Genomic DNA, 19,669 nt, shown 5'->3' on the forward strand with positions numbered 1-19,669 from the left:
CCCGGATGGGGAGACAGCCATGAGAAAATGGTGGTGGGGAGGCGGGGGCGCCGTGCTGGCGACCCTCGCCCTGGCCTGGTGGCTGCGCCCGGTGGCGACGCCTGTCCCGCTGGTGAGCGTGGAGCGCGGCGAGGTGCGGGTCACGGTCGTCAACACCCGGGCCGGCACCATCAAGTCGTGCCGCCGATCCGGCCTGAGCCTGCCTGGCGGCGGCGTGGTGAGTCAGGTGGCGGTGCAGGCGGGGGAGAGGGTCAAGCAGGGGCAGCTGCTGCTGCGCCTGTGGAGCGGGGATCTCGAGGCCGAGCTCGCCCGTGCCCGCGCCCTGGCCATCCTGGGGCGTACCGAGCGCGCGCGCAGCTGCACCGAGGCCGAATTCTACCGGCGCGAGGCGGCGCGTTTGGCCACCCTGCTGGCCAAGAACCTCACCTCGCGCACCCTGGCCGAGCAGGCCCAGAACCTGGCCGACAGCCGCCGCCTCGCCTGCGAGGCCGCGAGCGATCAGCTGGGGGTGGACGCAGCCCAGGTGGCGCAGGTGCAGGCGCGCCTGACCGAGCGCACCCTGCTCGCCCCCTTCGACGGGGTGGTGGCCGAGGTCAACAGCAAGCTCGGCGAATACATGACCCCCTCGCCTCCCGGGGTCGCCATGCCCCCCGTCATCGATCTCATCGACGATACCTGTCTCTATGTCTCCGCCCCCATCGACGAGGTGGATGCTGCCCGCCTGCGCCTCGGCCAGCCGGCTCGTGTGCTGCTCGACGCCATGCCCGGGCGCGAGCTGGCGGCCGAGATCACCCGCATCGCCCCCTATGTGAAGGAGCTTGAGAAGCAGGCCCGCACCGTGGAGGTAGAGGCGGCCATCGAGGAGACGCTCACTGGCGCCCCCCTGCTGGTGGGCTACAGCGCCGATCTCGAGGTGACCACGGGGCGCATCGCCAAGACCCTGCGTATTCCCGCGAGCGCCCGGGCCGAGGATGGCAGCGTGCTGCGCCTGGAAGGGGATCGCCTGGTGCGTCTCACCCCGGAATGGGGGCTCGAGAGCTGGAACTGGGTTGAGGTGATCTCGGGCCTGGCCGAGGGGGACAGGCTCGCCGCCCAGCCCGCCCTCATCAAGGGGGAGGGGCCCTACCGCCCCGAGGGCGCCCATGAGTGAGCTCATTCGCCTCGAGGGGGTGTGCCGGCGCTTCAATCTGGGGGGCAGCGAGGTGCTGGCCCTCAATGGGGTAAGCCTCGCCATCGAGGCGGGGGAGTACCTGGCGGTGATGGGGCCCTCGGGCTCGGGCAAGTCGACCCTGCTCAACGTGCTGGGGCTGCTGGATCGGCCCGACGAGGGCGAGTACTGGCTTGAGGGGGCGCGCACCGCCCGCCTGACCGAGCCCGAGCTCGCCCGTCTGCGCGGTCAGGCCATCGGCTTCGTGTTCCAGTCGTTTCATCTGGTGCCGCGCCTCACAGCCTTCGAGAACGTGGCCCTGCCCCTGATGCTGGCCGGGATGGCCCCCGCCGAGCGAACGGCCCGGGTGGCGGCTCTGCTTGCCGATCTCGGGCTCGGCGAGCGCGCCGACCACAGGCCTGCCGAGCTCTCCGGCGGCCAGCGCCAACGGGTGGCCATCGCCCGCGCCATGGTGACCCGGCCTCGCCTGCTGCTCGCCGATGAGCCGACCGGCAACCTGGATTCCCGCTCGGGGGAGGAGGTGATCGCCCTGCTCGAGCGCCTCAACCGCGAGCGCGGGGTGACCCTGGTGGTGGTGACCCACGACGAGCGGCTCGGGGCGCGGGCGGGGCGGCGCATCTCCATGAATGACGGCCGGCTGGAGTCCCCATGCTAGGGCGCGACGCCATCGCCTTCGCCGCCACCGCCCTGCTGCGCCATCGCGGCCGTGCCCTGACCCTGATCGCGGCGGTGAGCCTGAGCGTCGCCTCGGTGCTGCTGCTCACGGCCCTGGGGGAGGGGGCGCGGCGTTACGTGGCGGCGGAGTTTGCCAGCCTCGGCAAGGATCTGCTGGTGATGTTTCCCGGCCGCAAGGAGACCCGGGGCGGCCTGCCGCCTCTGACCGGCAACAGCCTGCGGGGCATCACTTTGGAGGACGTGGACTTTCTCGCCCGGCGCGAACCGGCACTTCGCCTGGTGCCCCTGGTGCTCGGCACCGCCGAGGTGGCCGCCGGCGGGCGGCTGCGCAGCGCCATGGTGCTCGGCACCCGCAACGGGCTGCGCGAGACCCACGGCCTGACTCTTACCTCCGGTCGCTGGCTGCCGGCGGGCAGCCCGCCGGTTACCCTGCTCGGGGCCACGCTTTCGCGCGAGCTGTTCGGCGAGCGGGACCCGGTGGGGATGTGGGTGCGTCTCGACGGGCGCCGCTACCGTGTGGTGGGGCGCTTCACCAGCCAGAGCAGCAACCTCGGCATGGATCTCGCCGAGACCGCCCTGATCCCGGTCGAGCGTTCCCTCACCCAGTTCAACACCGAGGGGCTGTTTCGCCTGGTGATCCAGCCCCTGGCCGGTCAGGGGCTGGACTCGCTGACGGCGCGCCTCGAGCGGCTGATGCAGGCGCGCCACGGCACCCTGGACGTGACCCTGGTGCGGCGCGACGCCATGCTGGCGGCGTTTTCCTCCATCCTCGCTACCCTGACCCTGGCGGTCGCCGGCATCGGCGCCATCAGCCTGCTGGTGTCGGGCATCATGATGATGAACCTGGCTCTTATCAGCACCCGCCAGCGCACCGGCGAGATAGGCCTGCTCAAGGCGTTGGGGGCCGACGGCGCCACCATTCGCCGGCTGTTTCTGTGGGAGGCCCTGCTGCTCGCCGGAGGCGGCGGCCTGCTCGGCGTGGCGCTCGGTTACCTGCTGGTGGCGCTTGGCGGTGCGCTTTGGCCCGCCTTCCCCCTGGCGGTGCCTTGGCCGGCGCCCCTGATAAGCCTGCCGGCGGCGATCGCGGTGGGGCTCTTTTTCAGCTGGCTGCCGGCCAGCCGGGCGGCGCGTCAGGAGCCGGTCGGCAGCCTGCGCAGCGGCCAGTGGGGGGCCTGATGCGCGCCGGGGATCTCATGGCCTGGCTGTGGCGCGCCCTTGGGGCCGCCGGCAGCCGCAGCCTGCTCTCGGCACTCGGCATCGCCATCGGCATTGCCGCCGTCACCCTGCTGACCGGCATCGGCGAGGGGCTGCGCCTCTACCTGCAAGGGAGTTTCGCCCAGTTTGGCACCCGGCTGGTGGCGGTCACCCCGGGCAAGACCCAGACCGGCGGCGGCCCCCCGGGCCTGCTCTCGAGTAGCCGCCCGCTGCTGTTGCTGGACGCCGAGGCCCTGGCGCGCCTGCCCGGGGTGGAGTCGGTGCTGCCGGTGGTGCAGGGGCAGGGGGAGGTGCGCAGCCGGGGGCTGACCCGCAGCACCGCCATCCTGGGTACCGGCTCGGCGGCGCTGGCCGGCTGGCGCCTGACTCTGGCCGAGGGGCGCTTCCTGCCGGCCGAGGAGGGGGCCATGCCGCGCGCCCTGACGGTGCTGGGGGCCAAGGTGGCGGCCGAGCTGTTCCCCTGCGGCGGCGCGCCGGGGAGCCTGATCCGGGCCGGCGATCGGCGCTTTCGGGTGGTGGGGGTGCTGGCCCCCAAGGGGCAGTTCCTCGGCTTCGATCTCGACGACATGATCTATGTGCCGGCGGCCCACGCCCAGGCCCTGTTCAACCGGGAGGGGCTGCAGGAGATAGACCTCGTCTACGGGGCCGGAGAGCTCGAGTCCGTGGTGTTGGAGCGGGTGCGACGCCTGCTCATCGCCCGCCACGGGGCGGAGGATTTTACCCTGCTCTCCCAGCAGGAGATGCTGGCAAGCCTCGACAAGATCTTGGCGATGGTGAAGCTCGCCATCGGCGGGCTCGGGGTGGTGTCGCTGCTCATCGGGGCGGTCGGCATCTTCAGCATCATGAGCATCAGCCAGCAGGAGCGAGTTCCCGAGATTGGCCTGCTGATGGCCCTCGGCAGCCCGCGCCGGCAAATTCTCACCCTGTTTTTGCTCGAGGCCATGGCGCTGGCTCTGGCGGGGGGGATGCTCGGGCTCCTGCTGCTGCTTGGGGCCAGCCTGCTGACCGGCTGGCTGCTGCCGGCCCTGCCGTTGGCGCTGCACCCTCTCTATTTGCTGCTGGCGCTGGCGGGTAGCGCCCTGGTGGGGCTGCTCGCCGGGGTGGCGCCGGCCTTGCGGGCGGTGCGCCTCGACCCCGTCGTGGCCCTGCGCGGTGACTAGGGCCCGCGGCGCAGGCTGCGCACCAGAGAGAAGTAGCGACGATCGCACTGGCTCATATGGCCAACGACCAGATCCTGAATAACGAAGTTGAGTAACTGATCTCCCCCCAGCTCACCGCTGCGCGCCGCCGCGAGCAGTCTCTCGGCTTCCAGGAGTAGCTCCTGGTGGGCCTGATGGTGATCGGCCAGATCCCGGTAACCGAGTTGGCTCAACACCTCTTCCTCGTAGGCGAAATGGTGGCGAGTGGCCTCGACCAGGGCTCGCAGCGCCTCGAGGAAGAGGGCCGGGCTCTGTTCACGCTCCTGGGCCCGCTCCAGCAGCCGGTTGGTGAGGACCAACAGCTGGCGGTGCTCGGCATCCAGACGAGGGTGGCCACACTCCTGGCTGGCACTCCAGTTCAGGGTCTCCTGGTTGGGATCCAGAGCCTGGCTGTAGAGGGCGACCCGGCCACGACCATTGCGCTTGGCCTGATACATGGCCTGATCCGCATGGTGCATCAGCTCGCGGGCACTCTTGCCGTGCTCGGGATAGAGGGCGACCCCTATGCTGCTGGAGATGTGGAGAGTCTCGCCACTGGCCATGTGGAAGGGGATGGCGAGATTGTGATGCAGGGTGTCGGCCAAGGAGAGGGCCTCATCCCCCATGCCAGGCAACAGCATGACGAATTCATCACCGCCGAGGCGGGCCACCAGATCCTGGGCCCGCACCGTATCGAGCATGCGCTCGGCCACCAGCACCAACAGGGCATCCCCCACCTCATGGCCCAGGGTGTCGTTGATGGGTTTGAAGTGATCGAGATCGATAAACACGATGGCCAGGGGTTCGCCCCGGGTCAGTGCCTCACCCAGCCTGCGCTGTAGCAGCCGTCGATTGGGCAGGTTGGTGAGCTGATCGTGAAAGGCGAGGCGCTGCATCATCTCTTCGTGCTCGATGCGCTCGCTGATATCGCGGGTCACGCCCAATATGGCGTGAGGGCGCCCTCTCTGATCCCCGTGCAGGGTGGTGGTGACCTCTGTGGTGACCAGGTGGCCTCGCCTGTGGTAGAGGGCGAGTCGCAGCAGCTGGCGAGTCTGTCGATAGGCCCCCTGATCCCAGGCCACCAGGGCTTCTTGCAGTCTTTTCTGCAGATCCAGCAGGGAGCCGTCTGTCATCAGTTGCTGCAGGGGGAGGGCCATCGCCTCGCTCGGGGTCAGCTCCAGCAGGTGACGAATGGCCGGACTGATATAGGTAAAGCGCAGGGTGGCCACGTCCATGGTCCAGATCACGTCGGCACTGTTCTCGGTCACGAAGCGGTAGTGCTGCTCCCGCTCTGCCAGTTCACCGGTGAGGCGCTGGCGTTGGTGGCTCTCCCGCTTAAGGCGCAGGTAGAGATGGCAGAAGATGATCAGGGTCAGGCCCAGCAGGATGGCGATAAGGATGCCGATGGCGAGGGTGCGATCGAACGCCATGGCTTGCAGCCTGAACTGGCGAGCCGCCGGGTCATAGAGAAAGCGGGTCAGATCGGGGATCGCCGTGATGAGGCCCAGGCTGCGGTAAGTCTCACCGATGGCCCGCCATCGCTCCGGCTGCATATAGCCGGGCTCTATCACCTCGGGCTCCATCAACTTTCCGGTCTCGCGAGCCTCAAACTCCAGCGCGGCGCGGCCGAAGCTGCTGGGGTGGTTGGCCAGCAGCCAGTCGATCACCCGATCGGGGTTATCGAGGGCGTAACGCCACCCCTTGAGGGTTGCCTCGCGAAAGGCGTGCACCCGCTTTGGGTGGAGTGCCAGCTCCTTGTCTGTGGTGAAGAGCACATCCCCGTAGAAGTCGATCCCCGCATCCCGTGGCGTGAAGAGGCGATAGGGGATGCCGAGGGCCGTGAGTTGGTAAGGCTCATCGGTGCTGTAGGCGCTCATGGCATCCACCCTGCCATCCAGCAGGGGGGTCAGATCTTGGGTGTGGGGCTGCTGGCTGGCCGGGGTCACCCGGTTTCGCAGCAGCATGGCGGTGAGCTCTTCCCCATGGGGCTCCAGCATCAGCCGTTTGCCCGCCAGATCCTTAAGCTGCTGCAGATCGTCGCGCTCCAGGGTTAACAGCGTCATGGGGGAGTGTTGGAAGATGGCTGCCAGGGCCACCACTGGCTGGCCTGCGGCGCGGGCTCGCAGCAGATCGCTGCCACCGATGCCGTAGTTGGCCTGACCGCTGAGCACCAGGGCAACCACGTCGGTGGAGGGGGGGGCCTCCTTGAGGGTCACATCCAGCCCAGCCGCTTTATAAAAGCCCTGGAACTGGGCGGCATAGAGGCCGGCAAACTGGAACTGATGGTGCCATTTGAGCTGGACTGTTACCCGCTCGAGGGGGAACGCTGCCGGTGAGAAAAGCAAGGAGAGCAGGAGTAGCAGCCGCGCAATGGCTTCTCCTGCGGTGGTAGAAAACACGATGGAGTTGCCCAGCGTCATACTGCCTCTCTCGTCGAAGCCGGCCTTGTTATAAGGTCAATCAAATTGCGGTTGCCTGCAATAAATCTCTGCACCCCGGCCCTTTAACAGGGAAAGAAGATGCTATTTTTGGGTCGTTGGTCACAATAAATAGTGCTAGTTTGTTTTTTATGGCTTCGATGGGCTATGAGTGAGTTTCGTACGGAGATCGCATGGTCGGTATTTTAATCAAACTTGTCTTAAATGGAGCCCTTAAAGAGGTGAATTAATCTTCGTTTAGTGCTTTTATGCGTCAATACTTGGCGCTGCCATGTTATTGATGATTTTGTTATTTTTGCCATCCCTGTTATGGAATGGATGATTCGGATAACAAAAACTAGGGGAAGCCATGAGGAATTGTCGGTGTTAAGTCGAGGGGCCTGAGGCGTATAACTGCGCTACCCGAAAGCTGGAACATCATAACAATGCATCATTTACTCTATCTGCAAGACGAAGCGGTGAACGCCGTTTCCCCCGGTTTCTCCCGTCTCTTTGCCTCGGTCAAGGCCAACTACTTCTCTCGTGACCCCGATCTCTGGCCTGTCTATCGTGAACCCGGTTTTGCCGCCCTCAATGCCTTTCGTGCCCGCGCCCTGGCCCCGTCGGAGCGCCTCAACGCCTGGCCGGATGGCCAAGCCCGCCTCGCCGATCTGTGTGAGACCATGCCGGTGCCGGCCGCCATGCGCGATCCGAGAACGCCCCTGGACGAGCTGATCTTCGCCGGCGCCCTCTCCAAGGACTGGGAGAATCCCTCCAGCGTCGAGAACGTGGTCACCATGCCGGCGGATCCCGCCATCTATGGTGCCCAGATGGGCATCCTTGCCAACCCCAACCTGGTCTACTCGGAGTACGCCGGGGTGGCCGAGGAGCTGGAGAAGAAGGTAGTGCGCCAAATCGCCCTGCTGGCGGGCTATGACCCGGAGCGCGCCACCGGCATCTTCACCCAGGGGGGGACCTTCTGTAACCTCTACGGCTACCTGCTCGGCATTCGCAAGAGCCTGCCCGAGGCCAAGCACAAGGGGCTCGGCCACTATCAGGACTACCGCATCATCAACTCCCAGGGCGGCCACTACTCCAACATCACCAACCTCTCCCTGCTCGGGGTGGACATCGACAACAAGACCATCCGTATCCAGGTGGGCGAGAACAACGACATCGATCTGGCCGATCTCGAGCGCACCCTGACCGCCTGTTTTGCCCTGAAGCATGTGGTGCCGACCATCATGCTCACCATGGGCACCACCGACACCTTCGGGGTGGATCGGGTGAAACCCGTGGTCGAGCTGCGCGATCGCCTGTGCGAGCGCTTCGAGGTGGCGGTCAAGCCCCATATCCACGTGGACGCGGCTATCGGCTGGTCGATGATCTTCTTCCTGGGTTACGATTTCGCCGCCAACCCGCTGGCCATCAACGCCGCCACCCTGGCCGGGATTGAGCGCAACGTGGCACGCTTTGCCGAGCTGAAATTCGCCGATTCGTTCACCGTCGACTTCCAGAAGTGGGGCTATGTGCCCTACACCTCCAGCCTGGTGATGATAAAAGAACAGGACGATCTCAAGGCGATGGAGAACGACCCGGAGAACTTCTCCTATTTCGAGCGCGACATCCAGGGCCACACCCACTTGCAGTCCACCATAGAGTGCTCTCGCGGGGCGAGCGGTCTGTTTGGTGCCTACGCGGCGCTTAACTACATGGGGGTCGAGGGGTATCGCATCGTGCTGGCCCACTGCCTGCAAAATGCCAACTACTTCCGCTTTCGCCTGAGCCAGCTTGGCAACGTCAAGCTGGTGGCCCAGGAGAACCAGGGGCCGAGCGTGGGCTTCAAGATCTACAACCCCGAGTGGGTCAGCGATCCGGAGGCCGAGTTCGCCTTCGAGCTGGCCCGCTCCAACGACCCCGCCTACCGGGCTCGTCTGGCCCGTAATACCGATTGGCACCGCAGCCTGTTCAAGGGGCGTGGCAAGGTGGGGCTCTTCACCAACTGGGTGGAGGCGGCGGCCCGCTCCGACTACGACGAGCGCGGACGTTACTCTTACATCGCCGGGGAGAAGGCGGTGTTTATGAACCCCGCCTGCACCCGGGCACAGATCGATGCCTTTATCGCCCACTTGAGGGGATAAGCGTTCCTGCGTCACAAGGCGGGCTCGGCCCGCCTTTTTTGTCTGTGCGCCGCCGTGATACAAAGGCCGCTTATCAAGATGGAGAGACATATGGAGCTTGTTGTGGTGCGCCACGGGCAGACCCTGGCCAATGCCCAGGGGCGTTACTTGGGCACACTGGACTTGCCCCTCGACCCTGTAGGGCAGGAGCAGATGCGGGCGCTTGGGGAAGAGCTGGCCCGCGAGATGCCGTTTGACTGCCTGCTCTGCTCCCCTCTGCTGCGGGCACGCCAGAGCGCGGCCCTGCTGGGAGAGCGGCTGGGGCTTGCGCCCAGGGTGGTGCCCGCCTTTCGCGAGCGAGGGGTCGGCTGCTTCGAAGGATTGACGCACGAGGAGGCGGCGCAGCGTTATCCCGATCTCTGGGCCCTCGACATCACCCGCCGTTGGCACTTGGCCCCCCCTGGCGGTGAACCCTTGACCGCGATGGCCGCCCGATTGGGGATGGCGCTGACGGCCCTGGCGCAGCAGCATCATGGGGAGCGGGTGCTGATGGTGGCCCATGGGGTGGTGGGGCGCATGTGCCGAGCCTTGCTGGTCGAGGGGTTTGCGACCTTCTTCGATCGCCCCCTTGGCAACGGAGAGTGGCTTCACTTCAGGTTGCCAGTGCAACCCTGTCTGCATCCATCCCCGCATAACCATGCTGATGTTTAGCATTTTAATCAGATGAATATCTGTTTCTGTCATCCATGGGTCTGTGGCCCCCTAAAATTGCTCTCCCATCGGGTCTTCCCATCGTAATGTTAAAAAAATGTATCAAAAAGGGGTTGATATATTAAACGGCCAAGGCAGACTGTGGGTAAGCGCGATCTCGTCGGATCGCGTCGCGCCATCGCCAGGCCATCTGTCACATGGCAGCCCGGGCGGGAGTGTCCGGGTCGGCGCGAACCAGACTACTGACAGGGAAATGCAGGTGATTTATGCCAAATACTCTCCCACTCTCCTCACATGGTCAGCTCGCCCATGCCAGACCCCAGGGACAGGGCAAGCGCAAGCCGACCGTATTGATGACCATGGGCAGCCAGGCCCGTGCCGGTCACGACTATCAGGTAATGACGCACAAGTACATCCTGCCCCTGGTGGAGCAGTCCGGCTGTGTGCCGCTACTGGTGCCCACCTGCTGTGGCGTGGATGATCTGGATCACTATCTGGATATGGCCGATGGCCTCTATCTGACCGGCGCCGGCTCCAACATCGATCCCGGGCTTTATGGCCAGGAGAATCTGACGCCGGAGAAGCAGCAGGATCAGGAGAGGGACAGGGTCGATATCGCCCTCATCCACGGCGCTCTGGCTCGTGGGCTGCCCATCTTTGGCATCTGCCGTGGCATGCAGGAGCTCAACGTTGCCCTGGGCGGCGATCTCTATCAGAAGGTCTACAGCGAAGAGGAGTATGAGGATCACCGGGAGGACAGCACGGCTTCGGTGGACGAGCAGTATGGCGAGAGCCACGCCATCACCCTGGTCGAGGGAGAGTGGCTGCGCCAGGTGCTCGGCAGCGATACCATCATGGTGAACTCACTGCATGGCCAGGGGCTATGCCGTCTGGGCGAGGGGTTACACCCTCTGGCCTATGCGGAGGATGGTCTGGTCGAGGCGGTGGGAATGAAGGGAGGGGCCTTCGTGTTGGGGGTGCAGTGGCACCCGGAGTGGAAGGCCAGCGAGAATCCCTACTCGATCCGTCTCTTCAAGGCATTTGGTGAGGCGTGTCGTGCCCGCACCGTGCAGCGCAAGCCCAGACTGGAGGCCGTGAGCTAACCCCAGCGATAGCATCCCATATAGAGGTTGCCCAGATCCCAGCTCTCGTGCAGCCGGGTCCATGGCGCCTCTCCCGCTGCACCCAGTGCGACGAAGAGGGGTCTGAGGTGATCGTCCACCGGGTGCGCGAGCACCGCATGGGGGGCCTGAGCGCGGTACTCCAGCAGTGCTCCTTTATCGTCGTCTTGCAGCTTCGCTTCCAGCCAGTCGATGAAGTGGCTGGCCCAGGGATCCGGCTCGCCCCCACGCCACTTCAGGGCGCCCAGATTGTGGGTCAGGGAGCCGGATGCCACTATCCCTATCCCTTCGTGACGCAGCATCGAGAGGCGCTCACCCAGTGCCCACAGGGCCGCCGGTGACCACGGCTCGGGGAGGGATATCTGCAGCAGGGGTATCTTTCCCTGCGGATCCATCAGGGAGAGGGGAGACCAGACTCCGTGATCGAAGGGGCGGGGGGAAACCTGCGCATCGAGCAGACCGGCAACACGCTCAACCAAGGCGTCGGTGCTCTTCCCGGGCCAGCGTATTTGGTAGAGAGGGTCGGGAAAACCGTAGAAGTCGTACATCAGCTCATGCCCGGACGAGCAGCCTATCTGCGGCGCCTGGCTATACCAGTGCGCCGAGAGGACCGCCAGGGCTTGGACCCGCTCCAGTCTCGCCGTCTCGAGAAAGGCGCAGGCCGGCGGGCGACGCAGCACCAGATCCGGTGAGCCGTGGGAGATAAACCAGACGGGGGCGGGATGGGACATGGTGCCAGGCCTCTTCGTGCAGTGCTTCTCGGAGCATAAGCCCGACCGGAAGAACAGAGAAGCACAACGTGATTGATGGGCTGACAGAGTGGTGATTGCAGGTTAATCTGTGAGGACAACTGTTCACCATTTCAGGAGTGGGCCAGGGACGCCCCATCCATCAGGATGAATTTACACTTCTCAGAATTCTTCGATCCGGATCTGACACTCATCCGCGACTTCTACGAGCGGGTCTTCTCCCGCTACGACCCGGATCTGTCGGAGCGGATCTTCGTTGCGAAGGATTCCCACTGGCTGGTGGGGGTGCTGCGTATGCGCGCCGAGGAGGGCTACTACCACCTCTGTGGTCTGCAACTGCTCCCCCACTATCAGCACAGGGGAATAGGCTCCCTGCTGTTGCAGCATGCCTGCGAGACTCTGGGGGATCGTCCCGTACTCTGTCAGGTGCTCCCGTTCGAGCGAGATTTTTACCTGCGCGCCGGATTTTTGCGTTGTGAACTCCCCCAACTCCCCGAGCCCATGCGCTCCCGGGTCAGCGGTCAGGTGGAGCTCGGTTACTGTGTCGAACCCCTGATCCGCCATCGTTGCTCCGCCTGATCCCGTTTAGCCTCTCTCCTTGCCCGCCGTCTCCTTGAGCGTCAGCTTCAGCTTGCCGGGCAGCACCTCGATACCGTTCAGATTGTCGCGCCACCAGCGGGTGCGGGCATCCTTGCCATCGAGGCGATAGACCGGTTGCCCCTGAAGCCGCTGTTGCAGGCTCTGTAGCAGCAGGTTGACCATGATGCAGTACTGTTGCTGGGCCTCTTTTGGCTCCATTCGATATTCAACTACCCTGGCCTCGTCCAGATAGAGAGCGTGGCTTTGGGCCTCGTAGCGGGGTTTGCCATCCAGAGTCACAAAGAGGCGCGCATCGACGGGGGGCTTGTTGCCCATGGTGATGGTGGCGGTGCCCCTGCCGGTGACCCTGGCCATGCCGGGTTGCTGGCGGCCGAGTTCGACCTCCCCTTCGGTCAGTTGCAGGCGCGCATCGAAGAGCCCCTTCATCTGAACCTGTCGTTCGATCTGTCCCTTCTGATTGAGCAGGGTGGTCAGCTGCTGTTCGCTGACTTCACTCTGTCCCGGTGCCAGGAGGGCCAGGCTCAGTAGCAGAGATTGGAGAACCATATGAATAACCTGATAGTATGGGGGCGCAAAGCATACCACAGCTTCAGTGGCCTGCTCTGCGTCCTCTCTCTGGTCCCATATAAGGAGCGAGTTTGTTCAACGGTGTTGAAAAAGAGCTGCACGATCTCGTCACCCATTTTTTAGGCCTGTTGCTGCTGCTGTTTCATACGGTCATCGTGGCGGGTGTCTCCCTGCGAGTGATCTTCAAACGACGCCCGATAGGGGTCTCTCTGGCCTGGCTCTCCCTCATCTATGCCATTCCCTTTGCCGGGGTCGGTTTCTATATCCTGTTTGGGGAGATCCGTCTCGGTCGCCGCCGTGGTGAGCGAGCCAAGACCATGTACACCCCTTATGCGGTCTGGATCCGTCAGCTGGCCGGTCGCTTTCCCCAGTATCGATGCCAGGTGGGTGACAAAGCCGCGCCCCTGCACGATCTGGTGCAGGGGCGCCTCGGCATGCCCATGCTCTCGGGCAATCGCATGACCCTGCTCGATCACCCGGAGCGGATCCTGGGTGAAATCGCCGGCGATATCCGTCAGTCGACCCTGTCGTGCTATCTGGAGTTCTACATCTGGCATCCGGGAGGCTGGGCCGACGAGGTTGGCGAGGCGCTTATCGAGGCGTCCCGACGCGGCGTGGATTGTCGCGTGCTGCTCGACTCGGTGGGGAGCAAGGCCTTCTTTCGCTCCCCCTGGCCCGGACGTTTTCGCGAGGCCGGGGTTCGTCTCATCGAGGTATTGCCGGTAGGGGCATGGCGCATCCCCTTCCAGCGCCAGGATTTGCGCATGCATCGCAAGCTGGTGGTGATCGACGACAAGGTGGGCTACACCGGCTCCATGAACATGGTCGATCCGCGTTTCTTCAAGCAAGATGCCGGGGTGGGCCAGTGGGTCGATATCATGCTCAGGGTTCAGGGGCCCATGGTGCCCCTCATGTGGTCCCTGTTCGTGTGGGACTGGGAGATGGAGAGCGGTGAGCGCCTGCTCGACAGCCTGCAGCATCAGCCCGAGGCCTGGCCCCTTATCAATGTGCGCACCCAGCTCATCCCCTCCGGCCCCTTCGAGGGGGGGGACTGTATCCAGCAGATCCTGCTGCTCTCCATCTATCAGGCCAGGGAGCGCATCATGCTGACGACCCCCTACTTCGTGCCCGACGATCCCCTGGCGGCCGCCTTGCGCTCGGCCGCCGACCGAGGGGTACAGGTGCAGCTTATCCTGCCCCATCGCAACGACTCCCGGCTCGCCCACCATGCGGGGAATGCCTTCCTTGAGGAGCTTCTCGAGTCTGGCGTGGAGATCTATCGCTATGATGCCGGCCTGCTGCATACCAAGAGCGTCCTGGTGGATGGCGATTTTGCCCTGGTCGGTACGGTCAATCTCGACCGGCGCAGCCTCTGGCTCAACTTCGAGATGACCCTGCTGGTGGACAACCCGGCCTTCGTCGGACAGCTTCGCCAGCTGGTCGAAGGTTATATGGAGAAGGCGAGCCCCATGAATCTGGCCCAGTGGCGCCGGCGCAGCTGGTATCGGCGCATGATGGAAAATCTCTGTTACCTCTTTAGCCCCTTGCTTTGAGTGCTTGTCATCGCGCCTGTCGCTTCGTAGAGTGCCTGCTGTCGTTTGATCACAGGATGAAAAAGAATGAAAAAGAGGGTGACGGGTGGTGTGGCCGTGCTGTTGCTGGCCGGTGCGGCTGGCAGTTGTTGGTACACGGGGCAGCGGATCGACGAGCAGATCCCCGTGCAGTTTGCCAAGATCCACCAGGAGACAGGCCTGCAACTGGAGTGGCTGCCGGCGGAGTCGGGTCTGTTTCGACGGGACGGGGACGTGGTTCTGACCCTCTCTCCCGAGTTGTTGCAGAGCCTCGGAGCTTCGGCCGGCGATGACAAGGCTCTGCGACTCTACCTTCACAGCCGCACGACCATCTTTCCCCTCTATGGGCGCACCCGGGTGACCCTCGACAAGGAGCGTGGGGATCTCGCTGCCCTGCTCAAGGAGCTGGGGCTACAGGCGTGGGAGCCCATTCTGGAGAGCAGGACCAGCTACTGGAATGGACGCAACGCCAGTCGCCTGACGATGCCCGAGGTCACACTCGACGAGCAGGGCAGCAGCATAGCGTTGCACCCTCTGACCCTCAACTTCAGCGGCGATCTGAAAGGCAATGGCCGCCTCACCTTCGATTGGCAAGGGCTGCGTTATCGGGAGAGTGACGAGCCCATCGAGCTGACCCTGGAGGGGGCAAGTGGCAGTGCGGATCTTGACAGGATTGCCGGTCTTGTCATGGTTCCCGCCAGTGAGGGCAAGGTGGCCGCTCTCTCCCTGTCGGCCGGGGAGGGGTTCACCCTGAAGGCTCGGGGCCTGCACTCCAGCTCACGGCTGGAGGGGGACGATGCCGATACTCTGGGCAGCCAGTACGAGACCGGTCTTGAGCGCCTCGATCTGGAGATGGAAGGGGAGAGTATTGCCCTGAGTGAGGGGATCCTCTCCATGCGCCTCAAGGGGATGGATCTGGAGGGGTATCGTGCCCTGCAGCAGGCCAACGGTGCCGACCTGGATCCTGCCAAGCTGGAGCAGGCCCTCGATCAACTGCTGGGCAGGGGGATGACCCTGGAGCTGGATCGTCTGTCGGCCCGTATCAATGGTGAGCCGGTGACCATAAAGGGAAATCTGGTGCTCTCCTCCACCACTCTGGCACAGTTGACCAACGGGGTGGATGGATGGCGCGCCCTCTCCGGCCAGTTTGATGCGAGCGTGTCGGGCAAGTTGGGGGAGGCGCTGCCCCAGGCGGCCCCCCTGCTGCGCAACCTGACCGGCATGGGCTACTTCAAGCCCGCCGGTGATACCTTGAAGGCCGAGGTCATCCTCTCCCGGGGCAGGGTGACCATCAATGGCCTGCCGGCCATGTAAAGACCGTCAAGAAAGGCGCCCTCGGGCGCCTTTTGTTTGCCTATTTAAAGACCACTGTCTTGTTGCCGTGGACGAAGACCCGCTCGCACAGCACCAGCTCCAGGGCGCGGGAGAGCACGGATTTCTCTACATCCCGGCCGGCCTTGGCCATGGCCTCGGCGTCGAAGGCATGGTCCACATGGATCACGTCTTGCTCGATGATGGGCCCTTCATCCAGATCGTCGGTGACGAAGTGGGCGGTGGCGCCGATGATCTTGACGCCGCGGTTGAAGGCCTGCAGATAGGGGCGGGCCCCGATGAAGGCGGGCAGGAAGGAGTGGTGGATGTTGATGATCTGGCGCGGGTAGGCCGCCACAAATTCGGGGGTCAATACCCGCATATACTTGGCCAGCACCACATAGTCGGGGGTATAGCCGTCGATAAGCTGGCGCACCTGCCGTTCATGCTCCCCGCGCTCGAGCCCCTCGTGAGAGACCGTATGGAACGGGATATCGAACTTGCCACACAGCTCGGCCAGGGTGTCGTAGTTGCCGATGACGGCGGCAATCTCGATGTTGAGGGCGCCGGCATAGCTCTTCATCAAGATGTCGCCGAGGCAATGGGACTCCTTGGTGACCAGGATCACCACCCGCTTGGCGCCCGCTTTGACCAGACGACGGGAGGCTCCCTGGGGGAGAGCATCGTCGAGGTCGGCCAGCAGGGTCTCGTCATTGAAGCGGCCCTCCAGCTCGGTGCGCATGAAGAAGCGCCCCTGGGGGTGATCCACGAACTCGTCGTTCTTGATGATGTTGAGTTGGTGCTTGTAGCAGATGTTGGTGATCTTGGCGATCAGCCCCTTGGCGTCGGGGCAGTCGGTCAGCAGAATTTTCTTTTCCATTTTCTCTGTCATCGTGTCCATTGTGATGGGCGCAGTGCGCCGTTTTTGTCGCACTATGCCATGAGAGAGGGCGAGGGCGCCACGACTGCGTGACCGCTGCCGCAGAGGAGAACTTTTTTCAGGCTCGCTCTGGTCTCAGGCAAAGGTTTTCACTACCCTGTCGCTGCTTATTCTCAGGGCGGGGTGAAATTCCCCACCGGCGGTATCCTGCCTTGGCAGGGAGCCCGCGAGCGCCCGACGGTCGTCGGGGTCAGCAGATCCGGTGCGAGGCCGGAGCCGACGGTGATAGTCCGGATGAAAGAGGATAAGGGCATGGGTACGCGGGATTGCCTGCGTCCCTGTGCTTCTGTCTGCCTTTCCGTGCCCTGATTCTGGTATGTGTTAATCAACGGAGTATTACCATGAATCAGTCTCTGCTCTCCCCTTTTGGTACCCCTATTGAACGTGTCGAAGCCGCCCTCGAGGCCCTGCGTCAGGGTCGCGGTGTGCTGGTTGCCGATGACGAAGACAGGGAAAATGAAGGGGATCTCATCTTCGCCGCCGAATCCATGACCCCCGCCCAGATGGCGCTGATGATCCGCGAGTGTTCCGGGATTGTCTGTCTCTGCCTGACCGAGGAGCGGGTGCGCCGCCTCGAGCTGCCCATGATGGTCGAGGCCAACTCGAGCCAATACCAGACCGCCTTCACCGTCACCATAGAGGCGGCCGAGGGGGTCACCACCGGGGTCTCGGCCGCCGATCGCATCACCACCATTCGTGCCGCCATTGCCGACGATGCCCGTCCTTCCGACCTCAATCGCCCCGGTCACGTCTTTCCCCTGCGTGCCCGTGAGGGGGGGGTGCTGACTCGCCGTGGTCACACCGAGGCCACCGTGGATCTGATGACGCTCGCCGGTCTCAAGCCCTTCGGCGTGCTGTGTGAACTCACCCTGGAGGATGGCGCCATGGCGCGCCTGCCTGATCTGGTCGCATTCGGTTTGAAACAGGGTATGCCGGTATTGACCATCGAGGATCTGGTACAGTATCGTCTGGCACTGTTGAGACAGGGTCATCGATGACAGATGAGGTTTGTCATTTCATCTGCAATTGGTTACGCTCTGTCTCGGCTTTGATGGGAATTTCACCGTTTTTTGTTTCTTCTGATGCTTTTTTAAGCTGACGAAAAAAAATGAGTGAAATAATGCATTTATCCTTGAAAAGCCCTATGCAAACTTCTTTTTATTTGTGCCATAATAACGCCGCTTGCTAAACGTCTGGCGAGTTAAAGGGAGCTAAAAATGAAAAAAATGCTGTTGGTAGGTGTTGTAGGTCTGTCTGCTCTGCTGGGCGGTTGTGCTAACACCGAGCTGGAAACTTCTGTTCAGAACCTGTCTAACAAGGTTGATCAGCTGGCTCAAGATGTTAGCGCCGTTCGTGCTGACCAGTCCAAGATCGCTGCCGACGTAGCTGATGCCAAGGCTGAAGCTGCTCGTGCTAACCAGCGCCTGGACAACATGGCTACTTCCTACAAGAAGTAATTCATGTAAAAAGTGGCGCAGGAAACTGCGCCATTTTTTTTGCCTGCCATCTAGTGGTCTGACCACTTTCGCATATCTTCCCTCCCATGCCCCTCTCATACCGGTAATTAAGAAGCCGGTCGAGTGACCGGCTTGTCATCAGTAGAGCAGGCTGTAGAGCTTGCGCCGCCATACCGAGGCGACCGGGGTACTCCCCATGGTGTTGAGGATGTCGAGGTAGATCTTTCTCGCCTCTCCAAACCCCAGATCCTTGCGCAGTATGGTGATCAGCAGCTCCAGTGCCTCTTCCTGGCGACCAGCGGCGTTATAGAGCACGGCCAACTCCTGGCCGATGGCAAGGTCATCGGGACGGGCGGCATGCTGCTCCTCGAGGGCCCGCAGCTCGGGGCTGTCCGAGGCCTGACGCGCCAGATCCAGACGCGAGCAGAGCACCTGATAGTGATCGTCCTGGGCCACCATGGGAATGGTGGCAAGGCGCTGCTGCGCCTGATCCAGCTGGTTGAGATCCAGCTCGGCCTGAATGAGCCAGAGCGTGATGTCGTGGCGCTCGGGTGCCAGCTGATGGGCGCGGGTGAGCAGGGGGAGGGCCTCGCCGGCGTTGTCCTGCTCCAGATGCTCGCGGGCCTGGGTCAGCAGGGTCTCCTCCTCACGGGGGGCGAAGGCGGCAAAGTAGTGGCGCAGGGCGGCCTCATCCTGGGGACCTTCCAGAAACCCCTCCTCATCGGGTCTACCCTGATGGAATTTCACCAGGGCGGGCAGGGCTCGCAGGGAGAGCTGGGTCGCCAGAGACTGCAACTGGGGATCGTTCATATCGACCTTGGCCAGGGTCACCGCCGGATTGTTGTGACCGACCAGGGCTTCGACCAGGGGGGTCATCGCCTGGCATTCGGGCATCTGGGGGGCGTGGAAGTAGATCACCACCGGCTTTTGCATGGAGGCATCGAGCAGGGCGGTGTGAAAATTCTGGGGAGTAATGTCGACGATCATAGAGAGGCTCTCGCTACAGATTAATGGCTAGATGGGGGGGCTCGGGGCAGATTTCAAGCCTCTCGTCGAGCCAGTGGATGGCGAGATGATGAGTTCCCCGGGTGGCGAGGGCCAACCATCCCTCCTGAAAGGGGCTGTCGCTCACCTCGTAGGTGTGGTGATCGAGACGATTTTCCAGCCACCACTCCTGCTCCGGATGGAAGATAACGTTCTCGAGACCGGCAGCCAGCCCACCCCCGTGGGCCTTGAGGAGTGCCTCCTTGCGGGCCCAGAGCCGGTAGAAGCCATCTGCCTGGGAGGGCTCGGGAAGGGCGGCGAGCCATTGGCTCTCCTCGGGGGCGAAGAAACGCCGGGCCAGTTTCAGCAGATCCCGTGCCCGTCTTCCCAGCTCGAGATCGACGCCCACCGGCCCCTCCTGGCACAACGCCAGCACGGCCCAGTCACCGCTGTGGGTGAGGTTGAAGTACCAGGCGTCATCGAGCAGACAGGGTTTTCCCCCCGCCAGGGTGCCAAAGTGCAAGGGGTGTCCCGGGAGGCGCCGACCCAGCTCACGGCGCAGCAGGGCGCGGGTAAGAAGCCACTGCCTGGCCCGGCCGGGTGAGGTGAAACGGGCGGCATGCTGCCGTTCATCGGCCGGGAGGCACGCCTGCAGATCGGGCGAGATCTGCGTCTCCTCCCCGGTCAGGGAGAACAGGAAGAGGTCGACCCGATGCACCATTTTTCACTCCAAAATGCGCTTGAGGCGCCAATAAAACCATATTTGCTATCGGCAGGGTAGCCTTGTCGAGAATTGTCTATTGTTTGCCCATGATCACATTTGGCATGAAAAATAAGGAGTTTTTGCAAGAAAATGTGATGTCGATGGGTTTTATTTCTTGATCT

The 19,669-nt window shown here is 63.4% G+C and carries 18 protein-coding genes and 1 riboswitch; of the genes, 12 read left to right on the top strand and 6 right to left on the bottom strand.

Annotated elements, in window-relative coordinates; all coding sequences use genetic code 11:
• The first annotated feature begins 19 nt into the window (after nt 1-19).
• The 4 genes from BN1133_RS00305 to BN1133_RS00320 are packed head-to-tail and all read left to right on the top strand — an operon-like array spanning nt 20 to nt 4,218.
• The gene (locus BN1133_RS00305; RefSeq protein ID WP_050664577.1) at nt 20-1,150 is read left to right on the top strand and encodes an efflux RND transporter periplasmic adaptor subunit; all 1,131 of its coding nucleotides are present in this window, start codon (nt 20-22) and stop codon (nt 1,148-1,150) included.
• On the top strand, nt 1,143-1,823 hold the full coding sequence (locus BN1133_RS00310; protein WP_050664578.1) for an ABC transporter ATP-binding protein: 681 nt from the start codon (nt 1,143-1,145) through the stop codon (nt 1,821-1,823). Before BN1133_RS00305 ends, BN1133_RS00310 begins: the two co-directional genes overlap by 8 nt.
• Complete coding sequence (locus BN1133_RS00315) at nt 1,817-3,019, top strand: ABC transporter permease (protein ID WP_050664579.1); 1,203 nt, start codon at nt 1,817-1,819, stop codon at nt 3,017-3,019. The genes BN1133_RS00310 and BN1133_RS00315 overlap by 7 nt, the downstream gene beginning before the upstream one ends.
• Before the next feature lie 17 nt (nt 3,020-3,036).
• Nucleotides 3,037-4,218, top strand: a complete 1,182-nt coding sequence (locus tag BN1133_RS00320) for an ABC transporter permease (protein WP_231686213.1) — start codon at nt 3,037-3,039, stop codon at nt 4,216-4,218.
• Here BN1133_RS00320 and BN1133_RS00325 read toward each other — a convergent pair.
• Nucleotides 4,215-6,656, bottom strand: a complete 2,442-nt coding sequence (locus tag BN1133_RS00325) for a diguanylate cyclase domain-containing protein (protein WP_082177832.1) — start codon at nt 6,654-6,656, stop codon at nt 4,215-4,217. The genes BN1133_RS00320 and BN1133_RS00325 overlap by 4 nt on opposite strands.
• Nucleotides 6,657-7,099: 443 nt before the next feature.
• Here BN1133_RS00325 and BN1133_RS00330 point away from each other — a divergent pair, with 443 nt between their 5' ends.
• From BN1133_RS00330 to BN1133_RS00340, 3 genes are all read left to right on the top strand, one after another.
• Complete coding sequence (locus BN1133_RS00330) at nt 7,100-8,794, top strand: pyridoxal phosphate-dependent decarboxylase family protein (RefSeq protein ID WP_050664580.1); 1,695 nt, start codon at nt 7,100-7,102, stop codon at nt 8,792-8,794.
• Nucleotides 8,795-8,884: 90 nt separating this feature from the next.
• A complete protein-coding gene (locus BN1133_RS00335; protein WP_050664581.1) occupies nt 8,885-9,484 on the top strand; it encodes a histidine phosphatase family protein in 600 nt (199 codons plus the stop codon).
• A gap of 353 nt (nt 9,485-9,837) precedes the next feature.
• Nucleotides 9,838-10,587, top strand: coding sequence for a gamma-glutamyl-gamma-aminobutyrate hydrolase family protein (locus tag BN1133_RS00340; protein WP_224160009.1), 750 nt, complete (start codon nt 9,838-9,840; stop codon nt 10,585-10,587).
• Here BN1133_RS00340 and BN1133_RS00345 read toward each other — a convergent pair.
• Entirely contained in the window at nt 10,584-11,336 is a 753-nt protein-coding gene (locus tag BN1133_RS00345; RefSeq protein ID WP_050664583.1) for a DODA-type extradiol aromatic ring-opening family dioxygenase, read from the bottom strand. The two genes, BN1133_RS00340 and BN1133_RS00345, sit on opposite strands and share 4 nt — an antisense overlap.
• 165 nt (nt 11,337-11,501) lie before the next feature.
• On the opposite strand from BN1133_RS00345, the gene BN1133_RS00350 reads away from it, so the two are divergent.
• Nucleotides 11,502-11,933, top strand: coding sequence for a GNAT family N-acetyltransferase (locus BN1133_RS00350; RefSeq protein WP_050664584.1), 432 nt, complete (start codon nt 11,502-11,504; stop codon nt 11,931-11,933).
• Between the two features lie 6 nt (nt 11,934-11,939).
• On the opposite strand, the gene BN1133_RS00355 is transcribed toward BN1133_RS00350, so the two are convergent.
• On the bottom strand, nt 11,940-12,500 hold the full coding sequence (locus BN1133_RS00355; RefSeq protein ID WP_050664585.1) for a YceB family lipoprotein: 561 nt from the start codon (nt 12,498-12,500) through the stop codon (nt 11,940-11,942).
• A gap of 92 nt (nt 12,501-12,592) precedes the next feature.
• Here BN1133_RS00355 and cls point away from each other — a divergent pair, with 92 nt between their 5' ends.
• The gene (gene cls, locus BN1133_RS00360; protein ID WP_050664586.1) at nt 12,593-14,074 is read left to right on the top strand and encodes a cardiolipin synthase; all 1,482 of its coding nucleotides are present in this window, start codon (nt 12,593-12,595) and stop codon (nt 14,072-14,074) included.
• 66 nt (nt 14,075-14,140) lie between these two features.
• Nucleotides 14,141-15,406, top strand: coding sequence for a DUF945 family protein (locus BN1133_RS00365; RefSeq protein WP_050664587.1), 1,266 nt, complete (start codon nt 14,141-14,143; stop codon nt 15,404-15,406).
• Nucleotides 15,407-15,446: 40 nt separating this feature from the next.
• On the opposite strand, the gene purU is transcribed toward BN1133_RS00365, so the two are convergent.
• Nucleotides 15,447-16,283: a formyltetrahydrofolate deformylase gene (gene purU / locus BN1133_RS00370; protein WP_050664588.1), complete on the bottom strand. Its 837-nt coding sequence runs from the start codon at nt 16,281-16,283 to the stop codon at nt 15,447-15,449.
• A gap of 165 nt (nt 16,284-16,448) precedes the next feature.
• Nucleotides 16,449-16,593, top strand: a riboswitch (FMN riboswitch).
• A 91-nt stretch (nt 16,594-16,684) separates the two neighbouring features.
• Here purU and ribB point away from each other — a divergent pair.
• Together ribB and BN1133_RS00380 are read left to right on the top strand one after the other, a co-directional pair.
• Nucleotides 16,685-17,341 carry a 3,4-dihydroxy-2-butanone-4-phosphate synthase gene (ribB, locus tag BN1133_RS00375; RefSeq protein ID WP_050664589.1) on the top strand — a complete coding sequence of 219 codons (657 nt, stop codon included), beginning with the start codon at nt 16,685-16,687 and terminating at the stop codon, nt 17,339-17,341.
• A 219-nt stretch (nt 17,342-17,560) separates the two neighbouring features.
• Nucleotides 17,561-17,800: an Lpp/OprI family alanine-zipper lipoprotein gene (locus tag BN1133_RS00380; RefSeq protein ID WP_005363258.1), complete on the top strand. Its 240-nt coding sequence runs from the start codon at nt 17,561-17,563 to the stop codon at nt 17,798-17,800.
• 138 nt (nt 17,801-17,938) lie between these two features.
• Here BN1133_RS00380 and BN1133_RS00385 read toward each other — a convergent pair whose 3' ends face one another.
• Nucleotides 17,939-18,787, bottom strand: coding sequence for a tetratricopeptide repeat protein (locus tag BN1133_RS00385; protein WP_050664590.1), 849 nt, complete (start codon nt 18,785-18,787; stop codon nt 17,939-17,941).
• Between the two features lie 13 nt (nt 18,788-18,800).
• On the bottom strand, nt 18,801-19,505 hold the full coding sequence (locus tag BN1133_RS00390) for a 4'-phosphopantetheinyl transferase family protein (RefSeq protein WP_050664591.1): 705 nt from the start codon (nt 19,503-19,505) through the stop codon (nt 18,801-18,803).
• Between the last annotated feature and the right edge of the window lie 164 nt (nt 19,506-19,669).

The sequence above is a fragment of the Aeromonas schubertii genome (assembly GCF_000820105.1).
GTDB lineage: Bacteria > Pseudomonadota > Gammaproteobacteria > Enterobacterales > Aeromonadaceae > Aeromonas > Aeromonas schubertii.

Bases quoted from the DNA above. Each gene is read 5' to 3' on its own strand.
- BN1133_RS00305 (WP_050664577.1), top strand. From the start codon at position 20: ATGAGAAAATGGTGGTGGGGAGGCGGGGGCGCCGTGCTGGCGACCCTC.
- BN1133_RS00310 (WP_050664578.1), top strand. From the start codon at position 1,143: ATGAGTGAGCTCATTCGCCTCGAGGGGGTGTGCCGGCGCTTCAATCTG.
- BN1133_RS00315 (WP_050664579.1), top strand. From the start codon at position 1,817: ATGCTAGGGCGCGACGCCATCGCCTTCGCCGCCACCGCCCTGCTGCGC.
- BN1133_RS00320 (WP_231686213.1), top strand. From the start codon at position 3,037: ATGGCCTGGCTGTGGCGCGCCCTTGGGGCCGCCGGCAGCCGCAGCCTG.
- BN1133_RS00325 (WP_082177832.1), bottom strand. From the start codon at position 6,656: ATGACGCTGGGCAACTCCATCGTGTTTTCTACCACCGCAGGAGAAGCC.
- BN1133_RS00330 (WP_050664580.1), top strand. From the start codon at position 7,100: ATGCATCATTTACTCTATCTGCAAGACGAAGCGGTGAACGCCGTTTCC.
- BN1133_RS00335 (WP_050664581.1), top strand. From the start codon at position 8,885: ATGGAGCTTGTTGTGGTGCGCCACGGGCAGACCCTGGCCAATGCCCAG.
- BN1133_RS00340 (WP_224160009.1), top strand. From the start codon at position 9,838: ATGACCATGGGCAGCCAGGCCCGTGCCGGTCACGACTATCAGGTAATG.
- BN1133_RS00345 (WP_050664583.1), bottom strand. From the start codon at position 11,336: ATGTCCCATCCCGCCCCCGTCTGGTTTATCTCCCACGGCTCACCGGAT.
- BN1133_RS00350 (WP_050664584.1), top strand. From the start codon at position 11,502: ATGAATTTACACTTCTCAGAATTCTTCGATCCGGATCTGACACTCATC.
- BN1133_RS00355 (WP_050664585.1), bottom strand. From the start codon at position 12,500: ATGGTTCTCCAATCTCTGCTACTGAGCCTGGCCCTCCTGGCACCGGGA.
- BN1133_RS00365 (WP_050664587.1), top strand. From the start codon at position 14,141: ATGAAAAAGAGGGTGACGGGTGGTGTGGCCGTGCTGTTGCTGGCCGGT.
- purU (WP_050664588.1), bottom strand. From the start codon at position 16,283: ATGGAAAAGAAAATTCTGCTGACCGACTGCCCCGACGCCAAGGGGCTG.
- ribB (WP_050664589.1), top strand. From the start codon at position 16,685: ATGAATCAGTCTCTGCTCTCCCCTTTTGGTACCCCTATTGAACGTGTC.
- BN1133_RS00380 (WP_005363258.1), top strand. From the start codon at position 17,561: ATGAAAAAAATGCTGTTGGTAGGTGTTGTAGGTCTGTCTGCTCTGCTG.
- BN1133_RS00385 (WP_050664590.1), bottom strand. From the start codon at position 18,787: ATGATCGTCGACATTACTCCCCAGAATTTTCACACCGCCCTGCTCGAT.
- BN1133_RS00390 (WP_050664591.1), bottom strand. From the start codon at position 19,505: ATGGTGCATCGGGTCGACCTCTTCCTGTTCTCCCTGACCGGGGAGGAG.